16 protein-coding genes are annotated in these 15,913 nt (G+C 71.3%); 4 read left to right on the top strand and 12 right to left on the bottom strand.

Annotated features, from left to right (window positions below):
• Positions 1-50: 50 nt before the first annotated feature.
• Positions 51-1,271 carry a TerD family protein gene (locus RKD20_RS33770; RefSeq protein ID WP_424883382.1) on the top strand — a complete coding sequence of 407 codons (1,221 nt, stop codon included), beginning with the start codon at positions 51-53 and terminating at the stop codon, positions 1,269-1,271.
• Positions 1,272-1,459: 188 nt separating this feature from the next.
• On the opposite strand, the gene RKD20_RS33765 is transcribed toward RKD20_RS33770, so the two are convergent.
• Positions 1,460-2,026 (bottom strand): TetR/AcrR family transcriptional regulator, encoded by a 567-nt coding sequence (locus RKD20_RS33765; RefSeq protein ID WP_424881012.1) that lies wholly within the window; start codon positions 2,024-2,026, stop codon positions 1,460-1,462.
• A 165-nt stretch (positions 2,027-2,191) separates the two neighbouring features.
• Here RKD20_RS33765 and RKD20_RS33760 point away from each other — a divergent pair, with 165 nt between their 5' ends.
• Positions 2,192-3,628 carry an MFS transporter gene (locus RKD20_RS33760; RefSeq protein ID WP_424881011.1) on the top strand — a complete coding sequence of 479 codons (1,437 nt, stop codon included), beginning with the start codon at positions 2,192-2,194 and terminating at the stop codon, positions 3,626-3,628.
• 28 nt (positions 3,629-3,656) lie between these two features.
• On the opposite strand, the gene RKD20_RS33755 is transcribed toward RKD20_RS33760, so the two are convergent.
• From RKD20_RS33755 to RKD20_RS33740, 4 genes are all read right to left on the bottom strand, one after another.
• Positions 3,657-4,673: a 1-aminocyclopropane-1-carboxylate deaminase gene (locus RKD20_RS33755; RefSeq protein WP_424881010.1), complete on the bottom strand. Its 1,017-nt coding sequence runs from the start codon at positions 4,671-4,673 to the stop codon at positions 3,657-3,659.
• Positions 4,674-4,702: 29 nt separating this feature from the next.
• Positions 4,703-5,350, bottom strand: a complete 648-nt coding sequence (locus tag RKD20_RS33750; RefSeq protein WP_424881009.1) for a GntR family transcriptional regulator — start codon at positions 5,348-5,350, stop codon at positions 4,703-4,705.
• 120 nt (positions 5,351-5,470) lie between these two features.
• Positions 5,471-6,916 carry an alkaline phosphatase PhoX gene (locus RKD20_RS33745; protein WP_424881008.1) on the bottom strand — a complete coding sequence of 482 codons (1,446 nt, stop codon included), beginning with the start codon at positions 6,914-6,916 and terminating at the stop codon, positions 5,471-5,473.
• 208 nt (positions 6,917-7,124) lie between these two features.
• Entirely contained in the window at positions 7,125-8,549 is a 1,425-nt protein-coding gene (locus RKD20_RS33740; protein ID WP_424881007.1) for a hypothetical protein, read from the bottom strand.
• A 339-nt stretch (positions 8,550-8,888) separates the two neighbouring features.
• Between RKD20_RS33740 and RKD20_RS33735 the strand changes: the two genes are divergently transcribed.
• Positions 8,889-10,712, top strand: coding sequence for an endonuclease/exonuclease/phosphatase family protein (locus tag RKD20_RS33735; RefSeq protein WP_424881006.1), 1,824 nt, complete (start codon positions 8,889-8,891; stop codon positions 10,710-10,712).
• An 11-nt stretch (positions 10,713-10,723) separates the two neighbouring features.
• On the opposite strand, the gene RKD20_RS33730 is transcribed toward RKD20_RS33735, so the two are convergent.
• The 3 genes from RKD20_RS33730 to RKD20_RS33720 form a co-directional block, all read right to left on the bottom strand.
• Positions 10,724-11,458, bottom strand: a complete 735-nt coding sequence (locus RKD20_RS33730; protein ID WP_424881005.1) for an SRPBCC family protein — start codon at positions 11,456-11,458, stop codon at positions 10,724-10,726.
• Between the two features lie 4 nt (positions 11,459-11,462).
• Positions 11,463-12,080, bottom strand: a complete 618-nt coding sequence (locus tag RKD20_RS33725; protein WP_424881004.1) for an ArsR/SmtB family transcription factor — start codon at positions 12,078-12,080, stop codon at positions 11,463-11,465.
• A 70-nt stretch (positions 12,081-12,150) separates the two neighbouring features.
• On the bottom strand, positions 12,151-12,852 hold the full coding sequence (locus RKD20_RS33720; RefSeq protein ID WP_424881003.1) for an antibiotic biosynthesis monooxygenase: 702 nt from the start codon (positions 12,850-12,852) through the stop codon (positions 12,151-12,153).
• Between the two features lie 113 nt (positions 12,853-12,965).
• On the opposite strand from RKD20_RS33720, the gene RKD20_RS33715 reads away from it, so the two are divergent.
• Entirely contained in the window at positions 12,966-13,955 is a 990-nt protein-coding gene (locus RKD20_RS33715) for a YihY/virulence factor BrkB family protein (protein ID WP_424881002.1), read from the top strand.
• Positions 13,956-14,050: 95 nt separating this feature from the next.
• Here the strand turns inward: RKD20_RS33715 and RKD20_RS33710 are convergent, their stop codons facing one another.
• The 4 genes from RKD20_RS33710 to RKD20_RS33695 are packed head-to-tail and all read right to left on the bottom strand — an operon-like array spanning position 14,051 to position 15,877.
• A complete protein-coding gene (locus tag RKD20_RS33710; protein WP_424881001.1) occupies positions 14,051-14,587 on the bottom strand; it encodes a DUF3618 domain-containing protein in 537 nt (178 codons plus the stop codon).
• Positions 14,584-15,003, bottom strand: a complete 420-nt coding sequence (locus RKD20_RS33705) for a phage holin family protein (protein ID WP_424881000.1) — start codon at positions 15,001-15,003, stop codon at positions 14,584-14,586. The genes RKD20_RS33710 and RKD20_RS33705 overlap by 4 nt, the downstream gene beginning before the upstream one ends.
• Positions 15,004-15,056: 53 nt before the next feature.
• Positions 15,057-15,752, bottom strand: coding sequence for a hypothetical protein (locus RKD20_RS33700; protein WP_424880999.1), 696 nt, complete (start codon positions 15,750-15,752; stop codon positions 15,057-15,059).
• Positions 15,749-15,877, bottom strand: coding sequence for a hypothetical protein (locus RKD20_RS33695; RefSeq protein WP_020121453.1), 129 nt, complete (start codon positions 15,875-15,877; stop codon positions 15,749-15,751). Before RKD20_RS33695 ends, RKD20_RS33700 begins: the two co-directional genes overlap by 4 nt.
• Positions 15,878-15,913 lie beyond the last annotated feature (36 nt).

Here is a 15,913-nt window from a genome sequence, read left to right as displayed (position 1 = left end):
GGGTAAGGGAACGGCAAAGTGGGCCCGATCGTTCACGGAGCATGACAGCTATGACCCCCGGCTCGAACATCCCCCTCTCCGCCGCCCGCGTGACGGTGGACGTCGCCGCGCCCGTGCGGCTCGACGTATCGGGCCTGCTGCTCACCGCCGACGGCAAGGTGCGCTCCGACGACGACTTCATCTTCTACAACCAGCCCTCCGGCCCGGGGGTGACGTACCGCTCGGGCGGCGGTACGGCCCCCGACGCGATCACCGTCGACACGTCGGCCGTGCCGCCCGGCATCGAGAAGATCGTCGTCACCGCGAGCCCGGACGCCGCGGGCCAGACCTTCCAGGGCATCGAGCCGACGGCCACGATCCGCAACGCGGACGACAACAGCGTGCTGGCCACGTTCACCCCGCCGCAGCTCGGCAGCGAGACGGCCCTGGTGATCGTGGAGGTCTACCTGCGCAACGGCGCCTGGAAGGCCCGGGCCGTGGGACAGGGATACGCCAACGGGCTGGCGGGCATCGCGACGGACTTCGGTGTGACGGTGGAGGAACCGGCGGCCACGCCCGCCCCGGCGCCCGTGGCCGCGCCGGTCCCGCCCCCCGTGCAGACGCCGGTGGCCCCACCCGCCCCGGCCATGGACCCCCGGATCGCCGTGCCGCCGGCGCCCCCCGCTCCCCCGGCCCCGCCCGCTCCCGGTGCCGGCAAGATCAACCTCGACAAGGGCCGGGTCAGCCTCCAGAAGAACCAGACCGTGTCTCTGGTCAAGGGCGGGCGTCCGCTGCTCTCCCAGGTCAAGATGGGTCTCGGCTGGGAGCCCGCGTACCGCGGCAAGGACATCGACCTCGACGCGTCGGTCATCGCCTACGGCCCGCAGCGCAACCACATCGACAGCTGCTACTTCGGCAAACTGTCCATCGTCGGCGGCGCGATCAAGCACTCCGGCGACAACCTCACGGGTGAGGGCGGGGGTGACGACGAGGTGATCGTCGTGGACCTCGGCCGGCTCCCCCAGGAGGTCACCGGCCTCGTCTTCACGGTCAACTCCTTCTCCGGCCAGAAGTTCACGGAGGTGGCCAAGGCGTACTGCCGCCTCATCGACGCCGCGAGCGGAGAGGAACTGGTCCGCTTCGACCTCACCAACGCGGAGGCGCAGACGGGCGTGATGATGGCCAAGCTGATCAAGCAGTTCTCCGGCGAGTGGGAGATGACCGCGATCGGCGACTTCGTGAAGTCCCGCACGGTGCGGGGGATGGTGAAGCCGGCGGCGCAGGCGCTGTAGCTGTGAGCGGCCGGGGGGTAGTCGGTCGGCTGCGGGCCGGTGGGGGCTGGTCGCGCAGTTCCCCACGCCCCTGAGCGGGTGCGGTCAGGGCATGCCCAGCTGTACCCGCCTAGGGGCGCGGGGCTGTGACATCAGCGGCTCCGCCGCGGGGCGCGACCAGCCACGACGCTCCTGCGGCCGCAAACGCCCTACCCCCGCAGCCCCTCCGTCAGCAGCGTCAGATACCGCCGGATGGACTCGCCCCCACCGTCGGCCAACTCCGCCGCCCCCGCCACGCCATGGGCCAGCCGAAGCAGCTCGATCGGCTCGACATCACCCCGCAGCGAGCCTTCCTCCCGCGCCGCCGACACCAACCGCTCCGCCGCCCCCCGCACATGCGTCCCGCAGACCGTGAGCACCGCGTTGCTCCCGTCCGTGACGGCGGAACCCAGCAGCGTCTTCATGCCCCGCACCTGAATCGTCCCGACACACAGCTCGTACAACCACTCCGTCAGCGCCCGCCCCGGCGGCAGCTCCCGCGCGAGCTCGTCGGCGCGCCGCGCGAACCCCTCGACGCGGTCCACGTACGCCGCCTCCAGCAGGGCCTGCCGGGTCGGGAAGTGCCGGTAGAGCGTCCCGGACCCCACCCCCGCCCGCTTGGCGATGTCGTCGAGGGACGCACCCTCCCCATGCTCGGCGAACGCCTCCGCGGCCACCTTCAGCAGCCGCTCATAGTTGCGCCGAGCGTCCGCGCGCATGGGCCTGACCTGCGTCATCCAGATACTCCTTGCGAACCGGGGACTCTCTCCGTATGTTATCGAACACTAAACGGAGACAGTCCCCGCTTATCGTGCCCAGCCGTCGCCACGGGTCGTTCCGTGCTGCCCGCGCACCTGGGACGAGGGGCGGCGCGAGCGGGGACGCGAGAACGGGAGAACTCCATGTCCACCCCGTCCACGACCGCCGCCTCACCCTCCGCTCCACCGGACCGCTCCGCCCGCCTCGGCGCGACCCTCCTCGTCGTCGTGACCGCCTACCTGATGGTCGGCGTCGACTCCACGGTCGTCAACGTAGCGCTCCCCGACATCCAGCGGGACCTCGGATTCACACCGACCGGGCTGTCCTGGGTCCTCAACTCCTACACCCTCGCCTTCGGCGGGCTGCTGCTGCTCGGCGGCCGCGTCGGAGACATCGTCGGCCGCCGCCGTACGCTCATGACCGGCGCCCTCCTCTTCGCCGGCTCCTCCCTGCTCGGCGGACTGGCCACCGACAGCGCATGGCTGCTAGCCGCCCGCGCGCTCCAGGGCGTCGGCGCCGCCCTCACCGCTCCCAGCACCCTCGCCCTGATCACCACCAGCTTTCCCGAAGGCCCGCGCCGGCACCACGCGCTGAGCGTCTACTCCTCCATGGCCGGCATCGGAGCCTCGGTCGGTTTGGTGCTCGGCGGGATGCTCACCGACTGGGCGTCCTGGCGCTGGGCCCTGCTCATCAACGTGCCGATCGGCATCGCGGTGGCCGTCGCCCTGCCCCGCTTCGTCGCCGAGACCCCGCGCCACGCCGGCCGGTTCGACGTGGCGGGCGCGCTCACCGGCACGGCCGGGACGACCTCGCTGGTGTACGCGTTCATCCGGGTGTCGGAGGCCGGCTGGAGCGATGCCCGGACGCTGCTCGGCTTCAGTACGGCGGCCGCGCTGCTGACCGGCTTCACGCTGGTCGAGTCCCGGGCCGGGCAACCGGTCCTCCCGCTGCGGCTGTTCGCCGACCGCGACCGGGCCGGGGCGTACGCGGGGGTCATGCTGCTACCCGCGGGCATGTTCGGCGCGTTCTACTTCCTCACGCTGATCAGTCAACAGGTCCTGGAGTACAGCCCGTTGCGCGCGGGCCTGGCCTTCCTGCCGATGACTCTGGCCATGTTCAGCACCGTGCGTCTGGTGCCCCGGCTGCTCCGACGCCTGGGCGCCAAACCGGTGTTGCTCACCGGAACGGTCCTGGTGGTCGGCGCCTCCGTGTGGCTGTGGCGTCTCGACGCGGATGCCGGCTACCTCTCCGGCCTGCTCGGCCCGCTGCTCCTGCTGGGGGTCGGGATCGGCCTGAGCCTCATGCCGCTCAACGCGACGATCCTCGCCCACGTCCAGCCCCGCGAGGCCGGCGCCGCCTCCGGGCTGCTCCAGACCCTCCAGTGGCTCGGCGGCACCCTCGGCCTGTCCGTCCTGGTCACGGTGTACGGCACGGCCACCCGGTACGCCACCGGGTCACCGTCCGAGATCCTGGTCCACGGCGCGGCCCGCGCGTTCGGCGTCGGCGCCCTGATCGCCGTGACCGCGCTGCTGGTGTGCGGGACGGTGATCAGGGGCAACCGGCCGAAGCGGCCCGCCTGAAGACCGCCGACCGTGACACCGCGCGCGGCTAGAACAGCGCGCTGTACCCGTTGAGCGCCGGCTGCCCGCCGAGGTGGGCGTAGAGCACCGTGGAGTCGGCGCCGATCTCCCCGCGCCGGACGAGGTCGATCATCCCGGCCATGGACTTGCCCTCGTACACGGGGTCGGTGACCATCCCCTCGGTGCGGGCGGCGAGGCGCATCGCCTCCAGCGTGGTCTCGTCGGGGATGCCGTAGATCCCGGCGTGGTACCGCTCGTCCAGCTCCACGTCCTCCTCGGTCAACTCCTTCTGCACACCAATGAGTTGACCAGTGCTGTGGGCGATTCGCGCGATCTGCTCCCGGGTCGTGACGGGCTTGGCCGAGGCATCGATGCCGAGGACACGTCGAGGCCGGCCGCCCGCCTCCTGAAGCGCCCGGAACCCGGCGACCATGCCGGCCTGGGTGGAGCCGGTCACCGAGCAGACCACGACGGTGTCGAAGAAGACACCCAACTCCCGCTCCTGGTCGGCGACTTCGTACGCCCACGCGGCGAAGCCCAGCCCGCCGAGCGGGTGGTCGGAGGCGCCGGCCGGGATGGCGTACGGCTTCCCGCCCGACTCCTCGACATCCCTGAGCGCCTGCTCCCAGCTCTCCTTGAACCCGATCCCGAACCCGGCCTTCACCAGCCGTACGTCGGCCCCGGCGAGCCGGCTGATCAGGATGTTGCCGACCTTGTCGTACACGGCGTCCGGCCAGTCCACCCAACTCTCCTGGACCAGCACGCACTTGAGCCCGGCCCGGGCGGCGCAGGCCGCGACCTGGCGGGTGTGGTTGGACTGGACGCCGCCGATCGAGACGAGGGTGTCGCAGCCCTTCGCGAGCGCGTCGGCGATCAGGTACTCCAGCTTGCGGGTCTTGTTGCCGCCGTACGCGATCCCGGAATTGCAGTCCTCGCGCTTGGCCCACAGGGCGGCGCCGCCGAGGTGTGCGGTGAGGCGTTCCAGGCGGTGGACGGGGGACGGCCCGAAGAGGAGGGGGTAGCGGTCGTAGGACGAAAGGGGCATGAGGACCTCCCGGGTGGGTCGCTGTGGGCTCAGTCGCTGTCGGCGAGTTCGGCCAGTCCCCGCCAGATCTCCGCCGTGACCCGGACCGCCTCGTCCACGTCACCGGCCGCGCAGGCCGCGATCAGCCGGTCGTGCAGGCCTGCCGAGCGGCAGTTGCCGCCCTCGCCGAAGCGCCGGCGCTCCAGGCGGCGGATGAGCGGGGTGTAGCGGGCGGTGGTGGCGGCGGCCGCGCGGTTGCCGCTGACGCGGACGAGGACGTCGTGGAGTTGGTCGTCGGCGCGCAGGGCCTCGTCCACGTCACCGGCGGTGACGGCGGCCGCGAAGCGTTCGTTGGCCGCGCGCATGGTCTCGATGTCGGCGGCGAACAGCCGGGGCACCGCGACCCGTGTGACCAGTTCGTGCATGGCCCCGACCACGGCGGCGGCGTCCCGCACGTCGGCGGCGACGACCTGGGTCACCCGGGTGTAGCTCTGCGGCTTGCTCTCCAGCAGTCCCTCGTCGACGAGACGCGCGAAGGCCTCCCGCACCGGCGCCCGCGACAGCCCGAGCCGCTCGGCGAGCTCGCCGTCCCGCACCACCGCCCCGGGCTCGATCTCCCCGACCACGATGGCGTCCCGGATGGACGCGTACGCACGGTCCCGGAGCAGGATGCGGGCGAGCGGGCGTATGGCTTCCATGGACTGAAATGTTAGATGTCAGTCAGGGACGCGGGCAAGGGCGTGACCCGCACCCTCGTGCGGTGCGGGCCACGCTCGGGGCTCGGACGGCCCGGGGCCAGTCGGCGTCCCGGGACGCGTTCAGCCGCGCTTCTGCCGCTTCCACGGCCCCGTGATCGCCAGCATGATCCCCGGAGTCTGGATGTTGGCGTACAGCGTCCTGCCGTCGGGTGAGAAAGTGACGCCGGTGAACTCGCTGTACTCCGGCTCCTCTTCGGTGCCCTGGTTCAGTTCGTTGCGGGCGATCGGGTAGGTGCGGCCGCTCTCCGTCGCGCCGAACAGGTGCTGGACACCCTCGCCGTCCTCGGCGATGACGAGGCCGCCGTACGGGGAGACGGTGATGTTGTCCGGGCCGTCGAAGGCGCCGTCCTTGGACGGGTCCGGGTTCACGCCGAGGAGGACCTTGAGCGTGAGGGTGCGGCGCTTGGGGTCGTAGAACCAGACCTGGCCGTCGTGCTGGACGGGGCTCTCCTCACGGGCGTACGAGGAGACGACGTATGCGCCGCCGTCGCCCCACCACATGCCCTCGAGCTTGCGGGCGCGGGTGACCTGGCCGTCGGTGAACTGCTTGCGGACGGACACCGTCTTGGCGTCGCGGTCGGGCACGTCGACCCAGTCGACGCCGTACACCGTGCCGATCTTCGTGGCGCGGGAGAGGTCGTCGACGAACTTGCCGCCGGAGTCGAAGCATTTGAAGGCCTGCAGGACCCCCGCGTTGTCCGCGAGGGTGCGCAGCTTGCCGCGGCCGTGGTGGAAGCCGGCCGGCGGGGTCCAGCGGAAGAGCAGGCCGTTGGGGCCGGAAGCGTCCTCGGTCAGGTAGGCGTGGCCGCGCTTGGGGTCGATGACGACCGCCTCGTGGGCGTACCGGCCGAACGCCTTGACGGGCTTGGGGTCGCGGTTGGCGCGGCGGTCCTCGGGGTCGACCTCGAAGATGTAGCCGTGGTCCTTGGTCATGCCGTTCTGGCCGGCCTTGTCCTCGGTCTCCTCGCCGGTGAGCCAGGTGCCCCAAGGGGTGCTGCCGCCCGCGCAGTTGGTGGAGGTGCCGGCGATGCCCACCCACTCGGCGACATGCCCGTGGCGGACCTCGACGACCGTGCAACCGCCGGAGGCGGCGGGGTCGTAGACGAGGCCCTCGGTGAGCGGCACGGGGTGCGGCCAGTTGGCACGCGGGCCCTTGAGCTCGTGGTTGTTGACCAGGAGGGTCGCGCCGCGGGGGCCGCAGAAGGTGGCCGTACCGTCGTGGTTGGACGGGGTGAACTCGCCGGACTCCAGCTTGGTCCTGCCGCTGTAGGTGATGACCTTGTACGTGAACCCGGCGGGCAGCGCGAGCAGGCCCTCGGGGTCGGGGATCAGCGGCCCGTAGCCGACGCCGCCGTGGGCGCCTGCGGTCTCCGCGTCCGCGCTCTCGACATCGGTGGACGCAAGGGCGTTCGGCGCGGTGGCAAGGGCGCCTACAGTGCCCGCCAGCGCCACACCGGCTCCGGTGAGCGCGGATTTCGCGGCAAAGTCCCTACGGGTGAGCGACATGGTGTCTCCTGAGACGGTGGGTATGCCGTGGAGGGTGGGGGACCTCGGGTCGGCGCTACGGTCCCGCCCACATCTGAACACCGGTTGAACGCCAGGAGACTTCAGCGCACCCGGTTCCATGAATCAACAAAGGGCCAGGAAAGCGCCCCTTTAGGGGCGCGGGGAACGGCGCGACCAGCCACGGCGGGCCCGCACCCGCCAAACCGCCTCAACCCCCCTGCTGCGACCGCGCCTTGAACGCGGCCTTCCGCGCCTTTTTGGCCACCTTCTTGTCGGGATGCAACCGCCCCATCGCCTCCAGCACATCGGCCGTGGCGGGGTGATCGACCTTCCAGGCAGCCGCGAAGAAACCCCCGTGCTGCTGGGCCAGCCCCTCCACCAGTCCCTGAAGTTCCTCGGAGTTCCCTTCGGCGGCCAGTTGCGCGGCGATCGTGTCGACGGTCAGCCAGAACACCATGTCCTCGGAGGGCGCGGGCACATCCCCGAACCCCCGCTCGACGAGCCAGACCCGGGCGAGTCCACCCAGCTCCGGATCGTCCAGCACCTCCCGCAGCGCCTGCTCCGCGACGACACCGACCAGCGACAGAGCCTGCTGACACCGCAGCCTGCGCAGCGGCGCCCCCGTGTCGCTCCCCCGCGCCGCCGCCAGCAACTCCCGTGCCGCCGCGAGGGGTTCGCGCCGATCCAGCCACTGCTCGGTCTCGGCCTGGGCGGCAGCGGGAGGGAACGCCGAGGTTCCGTCCAGCAGCGCGTCCGCCCCCTTGTCGGCGAGGTCGCCGACGGCCGGTGCCGCGATTCCCGCCTCCAGCAGCCGCGACCGCAGCCCGTACAGGCCGAGCGGGGTCAGCCGCACCATGCCGTACCGGGAGACGTCGGTCTCGTCGACGACCGCGGCGGGCTCCTCGTCGGCGTCGGCCATCAGCGCCTCGTCGACGGGCCGGTACTCGACGATCCCCACCGGCTCCAGGATCCGGAACTGGTCGTCCAGCCGCATCATCGCGTCGGACACCTGCTCCAGGACGTCGTTGGTCGGCTCGCCCATGTCGCTCGGCACGATCATCGACGCGGCGAGGGCGGGCAGCGGCACGGGTCCGTCGCCGGGACCGTCCTCGCTGACCGTGAGCAGGTAGAGGTTGCCGAGCACCCCGTCGAGGAACTCCTGCTCGGCCTCCGGGTCCCAGTCCAGGGAGGCGAAGTCGATCTGGCCCCCGTCGTCCATGGCGTCGACGAGGTCGTCCAGATCCGGCACGCTCGCGTCGGCCAGCGCCGTCTCCAGGGCCGTCAGCCATACGCCGAGCACGTCCTGCGGGGATCCGGACAGCAGGGCGATGTCCTCGCCCGTGGCGACGGTGCCCTCCTCCTCGTCGACGATCTCGACGAGCCCGGTGTCGACGGCGACCCGCCAGGCCTCGCTCGCGTGGGCCGCCGCCTCGTCCCCGGTCAGTCCGAGGTGCGCGGCCGCCGCGGGCAGCTGCTCCTCGACGAGTCCGCCCCCGGCGTCGACGCGCGTGTCCTCGCCGGCCCAGCGGGCGAGCCGGGCGGCCCGGGCGAGCAGCGGCGTGGACAGGGCGTCGCGCGCCAGCTCCGCTTCGGGGTGCAGCCGCACCGGCGGCAGGGAGGAGCTGTCTGACATCGGCTGGTTCTCCTAGGACGCCTCTGAAGGCCGTACCACCGAGTACGGCCGAAGAACGACGGCGGGCCGTACGGCCATCCGGACGCCGTACGACTCCTTCGCTCAGCCTAGACGGATATCCACCCATGCCGCCCGGTTCATCTCCCCGACCGCTTCCGTCCATGGCTGAAACCTTGACAACTGGACTGACCAGGCAGGAGATTGACGCGCGTAGAAATCCGGCGGACATCTGTTCACTGTATTTTCTACGCGCGTCGCCACCGCCCCACAGGTCGCGGCTCCCACCGTTCCACGTTCACCCTCGTCCCGGCGCCTACGTTCGTCCCCGGAGGGATCCCGTTGCCGAGCAAGAAGTCCGCGCGTCTCGCCGCGCTCACCGTCGCCGCCCTGTCGGCGGCCTCCACCGTCGTCCTCGTCTCGCCCGCGCACGCGGCCGCCGTGAGCATCCACGACATCCAGGGCGCGACCCGGATATCCCCGTACGCCGGTCAGAAGGTCACGGATGTGGCCGGAATCGTCACCGGTGTGCGCACCTACGGCTCCTCCAAGGGTTTCTGGATCCAGGATCCGAACCCCGATGCCGACCCGGCCACCAGTGAGGGCGTCTTCGTCTTCACCAGCTCCGCCCCGAAGGTCGCCGTCGGTGACGCCGTCACGGTCACCGGCACCGTCTCGGAGTACGTCCCGGGCGGCACGTCGTCCGGCAACCAGTCGGTGACCGAGATCACCAAGCCGACGGTCACGGTCGTCTCCAGCGGCAACGCGGTCCCGGCGGCCACGGTGATCGACGCGAAGTCGGTGCCGGCGGCCTACGCCCCGGCGGGCGACCCGGCCGCGGGCAACTCGGTCAACGGCCTGACGCTGGAGCCGAAGAAGTACGCCCTGGACTTCTACGAGTCCCTGGAGGGCATGAACGTCAAGGTCGCCGACACCCGTGTGGTCGGCGCGACCGACCCGTACACCGAGCTGTGGGTGACGGTGAAGCCGCGCGAGAACGCCACCGGGCGCGGCGGCACGCTCTACGGCTCGTACGGCTCGCAGAACACCGGCCGGCTCCAGATCCAGTCGCTGGGTGCGACCGCCGCCTTCCCCGTCGCGAACGTCGGTGACGTGCTCACCGGCTCCACCGCGGGCCCGCTGGACTTCAACCAGTTCGGCGGTTACACGCTGGTCGCGGGCGAGATCGGCACCCTGAAGGGCGCCGGTCTCGAGCGGGAGACCACGCAGAAGCAGAAGAACGGCGAGCTCGCGGTCGCGACCTACAACGTCGAGAACCTCGACCCGTCCGACGCCACCTTCGAGGAGCACGCCTCCGCGATCGTGAACAACCTGAAGTCGCCCGACATCGTGTCCCTGGAGGAGATCCAGGACAACAACGGCGCGAAGGACGACGGCACGACCGCCGCCGACGTCACGGTGACCAAGCTGATCGACGCGATCGTCGCGGCGGGCGGCCCGAAGTACGACTGGCGCTCGATCGACCCGGCCAACGACACCGACGGCGGCGAGCCGGGCGGCAACATCCGCCAGGTGTTCCTCTTCAACCCGGAGCGGGTCTCCTTCACCGACCGCGCGGGCGGCGACGCCACCACGGCGGTGGGTGTCACCAAGGTCCACGGCAAGGCGCAGCTCACGGCCTCCCCGGGCCGCATCGCCCCCACCGACGACGCCTGGAAGTCCAGCCGCAAGCCGCTGGCCGGCGAGTTCGTCTTCCGTGGCCGCACGGTCTTCGTGATCGCCAACCACTTCAACTCCAAGGGCGGCGACTACGGTCTGACCTCGGCGACCCAGCCGGTGCCGCGCAGCTCGGAGATCCAGCGGCACCAGCAGGCGACCCTGGTCAACGCCTTCGTCAAGGACATCCTCGGCACCCAGAAGAACGCGGACGTCATCGCGCTCGGTGACATCAACGACTTCGAGTTCTCCGACACGGCGAAGATCCTGGAGGGTGACGGCGAGCTCTGGTCGGCGATCAAGTCGCTGCCCAGGAGCGAGCGTTACACCTACGACTACCAGGGCAACCAGCAGGTCCTGGACCAGATCCTGGTCAGCCCGTCGATCCGGCGCGGCTGCGACTTCGAGTACGACAGCGTGCACATCAACTCGGAGTTCCACGACCAGATCAGCGACCACGACCCGCAGGTGCTGCGCTTCAAGCCGTAACCGGCGGTGGGTCAGGCCTGGTCGAACACGCCGTTCAGCCAGGCCTGCCACTCGCTCTCGCACTGCTTGATGTCGGAGTCGGGGGCGAAGTCGTGCAGGGAGATGCCGACCGGGTGGCCCCAGTGGTTGCGCCCGAAGACGCGGGTGAGGCCCCGGTCGGTGCGCAGTCCGATGAAGTAGGGGTTGCGGAAGTCGACGACGGCCTCGAAGGTGTCGGGCCCGTGGACCGTCACGCGCGTGCCCGCGGCCACGTCCTCGCCGACGCCGAGCGCCTGGCCTACGACGGCGAGGGCGTCCGGTGCCTTGGACGCCTCGGGTCCGTCGAAGGTCGCGAAGGCGGCCGGGCGGGGCGCGAAGTGGGTCAGGTACTCGCGCAGGGTGTGCAGATAGAAGTCGGTGTGCTTGGCGGCGCCGTCGTACTGGTTGTCCCAGTCGTCGACGAAGATCCCGCTGTGGACGTAGCGCACCCAGGCGCGTCGGCCCTCGTCACGGGGTTCGACGGTGTAGTCGAGCTGGTTCAGGGTCTGCTGGGAGATGCCCTCGACGTCCTCGACGCGGTTGGTGTACCGGTGCGGTGGGTCCCAGGCGACCACCTTGGACCCGAAGGGGCCGGTGCCGCCGACGCGGGGCTCGGGCGGCTCCATCGGCCACAGATAGCCGCCGGTTCCGGTGGTGATCGCCTCCCACACCTGCTCGGGGGTGGCGTCGACCTCGAACTCGCGGGCGATCTCGAATTCCTTGGACATCGTTCTACTCCAACTCGGTCCGGGTGGGGGCGGGTTCGGTCTCTTTGAGGGTCGGATGGACCGCCAGGACGATCCGGTGGTCACGACCGCCCTCGGTGTCCGGGGCGTCGTACTTGCGGATCAGGGCGGTGACCCCCGCTGTCAACTCCTGGATGAACGCGGCCCGTTCGGCGGCGGAGGCGAAGCGCACCTCGCCGTCCAGCGCGTAGGTCGCCAGCCGTTTGCGGGCCTTCGCCGCGCCGGTGATCAACTGGCCGACGTCCCGCACCAGCCGGGCCCCCAGCGCCAGCAGCCAGCGCGCGGAGAGCTGGTCGCGGAAGCGGTCGGGGTCGGGCTGCACGGCGGCGAGGGCGAGCGGCGAGATCACGTACGACGCCGCGGTCGCCCGCATCAGCCGCTCGGTGACATTGCCCTTGCGGCGCTCCCCCGCGAGCTCGACCAGGCCGTGCCGCTCCAGGGCCTTGAGGTGGTAGTTCACCTTCTGCCGGGGCAGCCCGACATGGCCGGCCAGCATGGCGGCCGACGCGGGGCCCGCCGCCAGCTCGGCCAGCAGCCTCGCCCTTATGGGGTCCAGGGAGACGGCTGCGGCCTCGGGGTCCTCGATGACGGTGACATCCAGCATGGGTCCACCGTCTCACCGAACACTTTTTTTGTCCAGACGGTTCGAGTTTTCGGTAGAGGCGGGCGCGGGCTCAGTCGGGAACGAGGCCCAGGGCATGGTCGTACCGGCTGACCACGCTGCTCTTCAGCCCCGGCCAGGTCTGCACGCGCTCCCAGCGGTCCGAGGCCGAGCCGATCCCGTCCCCCGGCGCGGCGAGCGCGTCAAGGTGGGCCTGGGCGCTCTCCCACTCGGCGTAGTTGAGGACACGGGTGCCGTCGGTGCTGAGGTGGAAGTGGCCGCTGATGCCACCGGGGTGCGGGTTCGGCTCGCTGTCCAGCGCTTCGAGGACGGCGTCCGTCCAGGCCCGCTGCCGGTCGGGGTCGGGGCCCTCGAACTCGATGTCGACGACCACGATGCAGCCAGGAACCCGCTGGTCACCGTCCCGGACCGCGCTGCGGTAGTGCCGGTAGCGGCCGAGCCCCGACCGCTCGATGTGGGGCACGGCGGTGTCGATCTCGTCGACCCGCTCCAGCCGCTGTGTCCGCGCGAAGGCCTCGTACGCCTGCTCGTCGGTCCACTGCGAGTAGTGCAGGAGGCCGGCGGTGTCGTGTCCGGTGTAGACGTGGTAACCGAGCAGTCCGTCGGCGGGCCACGGCCGGCGTTCCCAGGCGTCGGCGATGGCGTCGACGGTCTGCCGCTGCCGCAGCGGGTTGCCCACCCGCCAGGTGCTGAAGAGGGACGCACCCACCTCGGGCCGGGTGAGGTCGGGATGGATGTCGGTACGGCGGGTCATACGAGGCCTCCTCGGATCGCTGCTCGATGCGCTCGTCAGCCACCCTCCGACCTCAACCACGATTCAGGTCAAGTGGGCGGTTCGGGCGGTGGTTTCGGGAGACCCGCATCGGCATGGAATCGCAGGCCGACGACCAGCCCAGCAGCCCCTCCAAGTTGCCCGCGCGAGCCTGGCGCGCGGTGCTGCGGCGCACGGCGAAGGAGTTGCTGGACGACGAACTCGCCGACCGCGCGGCGGCGTTGACGTACTACGGCGTCCTGTCGCTGTTTCCCGCCCTGCTGGTGATGGTCTCCCTGCTGGGCGTGGTGGGACAGCGCGCCACGGACAAGATCCTGGGCAACATCGGGGACCTCGCGCCGGGTCCGGCCCGGGACATCCTGCGGGACGCGGTCGTCCAGCTCGGCGACAGCGGCGGCACCGGCAGCGTCCTGGCGATCGTCGGCCTGCTCGCCGCGCTGTGGTCCGCCTCCGGGTACGTCGCCGCGTTCATCCGTGCGTCCAACGCGGTGTACGACCTTCCCGAGGGGCGCCCGGTGTGGAAGCTGACCCCGTTGCGGCTGGCGCTGACCGTGACGCTGATGCTGATGCTGGCGGTGAGCGCGCTGATCGTGGTGGTCACCGGTCCGCTCGCCGAACGGGCGGGCCGGGCGGTGGGGTTCGGCGACGCGGCGATCGCGCTCTGGGGCGTGACCAAGTGGCCGGTGCTGCTGCTCCTGGTCGTCGTGATGATCGGCCTGCTGTACTGGGCCGCCCCCAACGTCCGTGGCCGCGGCTTCCGTTGGATCTCGCCGGGCAGTGTCGTCGCCACCCTGGTCTGGGTCGCCGCCTCCGCGGGTTTCGCCCTCTACGCCGCCAACTTCGGTTCGTACAACAAGACGTACGGCACCCTCGCCGGCGCCATCGTCTTCCTGGTGTGGCTCTGGCTGACGAACCTGGCGATCCTGCTGGGCCTGGAGTTCGACGCGGAGCTGGCCCGGGAACGGGCGATCGCCTCCGGTGCGGCCGAGTCGACGGAGGAGCCGTACGTGGAGCCCCGGGACACCCGGAAGTGGCCGCCGAGGTTGCGGGCGTCACGGGCGTCGAGGGCGTTTCGGGGAAGGTGACGCGCCCCCCACAGCCGGAGGACCGCACACACAGATGTGGGCGGCACCCTGTCTCCGAGGGTGCCGCCCACATCCGGCCTTCGGCCTGTCGCGGCCTACTTCTTCGGGTACCGCCACGACACGACGACGACCGCGGCCAGGGCCGCGCCGACGATCAGCGCCGGTCGCGGATGCCGTATCGCCGCCATGACCAGCGGCCGGACCGGCTGGGGCACGCTGTGCTGCGCCCTGCGCTCCAGCGCGGTACCCGTCTCCGAGGCCTTGCCCTGGGTGATCTCGCCCGCCCGCTGCGTCCGGTCCTGGACCTTGTGGCCGGCCTGCGTGGCCCGGTCCTGGACTTTGTGGCCGGCCTGCGTGGCCCGGTCCTGGACCTTGTGGCCGGCCTGAGTGGCCTTGTCGTGCACGGTGTGACCGGCCTGCGCCGCGCTGCTGCGCAGCTGCACGGTCATCGCTCCCGCCTTGTCCCTGAGATCTGCCGCACGGGCCCTCGCCCGGCCCTTGACGTCCATCTTTCCTGCCAACTCCTCCACTGTGTCGCCGAGTTCGCTGCGGGTGCGCTCGATCTGCCGCCGCAGTTCATCGGGCCCCTTGGCCCCCGTCATGGGGGGCTCGCTCCCCGTCCTGTCCGTCATCGGTGCGCCCTTTCCCTGATCTCCTCGACGTCCGCCTTGACGCTGCCGAGTGCCTCCTCGGGCGTCGGGGGTGTGGCACGGCGCAGCTGGGAGCGGCCGACAGCGGCGAGCACTCCCGCGATCACGAACAGCACAGCCGTCACGATCAGTGCCGAGGCCCACACCGACAGCACCAGGGAGAGCGCGGCGGTGGCCGTTCCGGCCAGGGCGAGCAGTCCCGCGTAGGCGAAGGCGCCGGCGGCACCGAGCAACCCGCCGCCCTTCCCGGCCCGCCGGCCCTTCTCGGCCAGCTCCTCCTTCGCGAGGGCGACTTCCTGCCGCACCAGCCTGGAGACCTGTTCGGTGGCCTGTCCGACGAGTTCGCCCACCGAGTGATGTTCGTCGTGCACCGGCCTGGGGGCCGTGGTTCCGGTCACGGTGTTCCGCCTCCTCTCGGTCGGAACACCCGGGTACCCGGCCCGGCCACGGGCTACCCCACTTGCGGACCGCCGTCCGATCCGCCCTGTCCGAGCCGGGCCAACTGGCTCTGGAACCAGTCGAGCCGGGCCTGCAACAGGGCTGCCTCGGCGGCGAGTTCGGGCACCCCGAGCCCTTCGGGCAGGCCGGGATCGCCTGGCGCGGGCACGGCGGCCGGGCGTGCCACCACCCGCAGCCCCTCACCGGCCAGCCGGGCGAACCCGGCGAGCGAGACGGCCGTACGTCCGCGCAGGCAGCCCGTGCAGGAGGGGGCCAGGGCCCGCCAGCCGGGTCTGCCCCAGCCGGCGTCGGCGAGCGCCGCCGCGACCGTGCCGCAGGAACACGCGCCGACGGTGGCGGTCCGCACCCGCTGACGGGCGTAGCGGAAGCCGAGCTCGAAGCGGAGGTAGCGGCCGAGGACCGTGACGTCGAGCAGGACGGCCGTGCGGTGCTCGGCCGTGCACAGCAGCGCCTCGGCCGCCGCGCGATCGTGCACGCAGTGGAAGCCGCAGTCGCAGCGGCGGTTCGGTGCCCGGTGCCGCAGACCGTAGACGCAGGACGCGTCGGCCAGGACGCCGTACGGCAGCGCGCCGCCGAGCGACACACCGGTGAACCCGGCCCGGGTGCCGTCCTGGGACAGCACCGGGTGGGCGATCTTGTATCCGGTCGGCGGCTCCGTCGGGCGTTCCTCCGGAAGCCGCAGTCTCATCGGGCCGCCGGAACCTCTTCGGGAACCTTCAGCTCTTTGAGCTCCTCCGGAAGTTCGAGCTCTTCCTCGTGGATCTCCGGCCGCTCTTCCGCGACGCCGGTGGCGAGTGCCTTGCCGAGCTTCATGACGCCTCCAGGACCAGTGGTCGTGCACCGTCCCGA

The sequence above is a fragment of the Streptomyces sp. SLBN-8D4 genome, assembly GCF_049739545.1.
GTDB lineage: Bacteria > Actinomycetota > Actinomycetes > Streptomycetales > Streptomycetaceae > Streptomyces > Streptomyces canus_C.
Note: the sequence above shows the minus strand (reverse complement) of the source record. Positions and strands in the feature narration are given on the sequence as shown.

Bases quoted from the DNA above. Each gene is read 5' to 3' on its own strand.
- RKD20_RS33770 (WP_424883382.1), top strand. From the start codon at position 51: ATGACCCCCGGCTCGAACATCCCCCTCTCCGCCGCCCGCGTGACGGTG.
- RKD20_RS33765 (WP_424881012.1), bottom strand. From the start codon at position 2,026: ATGACGCAGGTCAGGCCCATGCGCGCGGACGCTCGGCGCAACTATGAG.
- RKD20_RS33760 (WP_424881011.1), top strand. From the start codon at position 2,192: ATGTCCACCCCGTCCACGACCGCCGCCTCACCCTCCGCTCCACCGGAC.
- RKD20_RS33755 (WP_424881010.1), bottom strand. From the start codon at position 4,673: ATGCCCCTTTCGTCCTACGACCGCTACCCCCTCCTCTTCGGGCCGTCC.
- RKD20_RS33750 (WP_424881009.1), bottom strand. From the start codon at position 5,350: ATGGAAGCCATACGCCCGCTCGCCCGCATCCTGCTCCGGGACCGTGCG.
- RKD20_RS33745 (WP_424881008.1), bottom strand. From the start codon at position 6,916: ATGTCGCTCACCCGTAGGGACTTTGCCGCGAAATCCGCGCTCACCGGA.
- RKD20_RS33740 (WP_424881007.1), bottom strand. From the start codon at position 8,549: ATGTCAGACAGCTCCTCCCTGCCGCCGGTGCGGCTGCACCCCGAAGCG.
- RKD20_RS33730 (WP_424881005.1), bottom strand. From the start codon at position 11,458: ATGTCCAAGGAATTCGAGATCGCCCGCGAGTTCGAGGTCGACGCCACC.
- RKD20_RS33725 (WP_424881004.1), bottom strand. From the start codon at position 12,080: ATGCTGGATGTCACCGTCATCGAGGACCCCGAGGCCGCAGCCGTCTCC.
- RKD20_RS33720 (WP_424881003.1), bottom strand. From the start codon at position 12,852: ATGACCCGCCGTACCGACATCCATCCCGACCTCACCCGGCCCGAGGTG.
- RKD20_RS33715 (WP_424881002.1), top strand. From the start codon at position 12,966: ATGGAATCGCAGGCCGACGACCAGCCCAGCAGCCCCTCCAAGTTGCCC.
- RKD20_RS33710 (WP_424881001.1), bottom strand. From the start codon at position 14,587: ATGACGGACAGGACGGGGAGCGAGCCCCCCATGACGGGGGCCAAGGGG.
- RKD20_RS33700 (WP_424880999.1), bottom strand. From the start codon at position 15,752: ATGAGACTGCGGCTTCCGGAGGAACGCCCGACGGAGCCGCCGACCGGA.
- RKD20_RS33695 (WP_020121453.1), bottom strand. From the start codon at position 15,877: ATGAAGCTCGGCAAGGCACTCGCCACCGGCGTCGCGGAAGAGCGGCCG.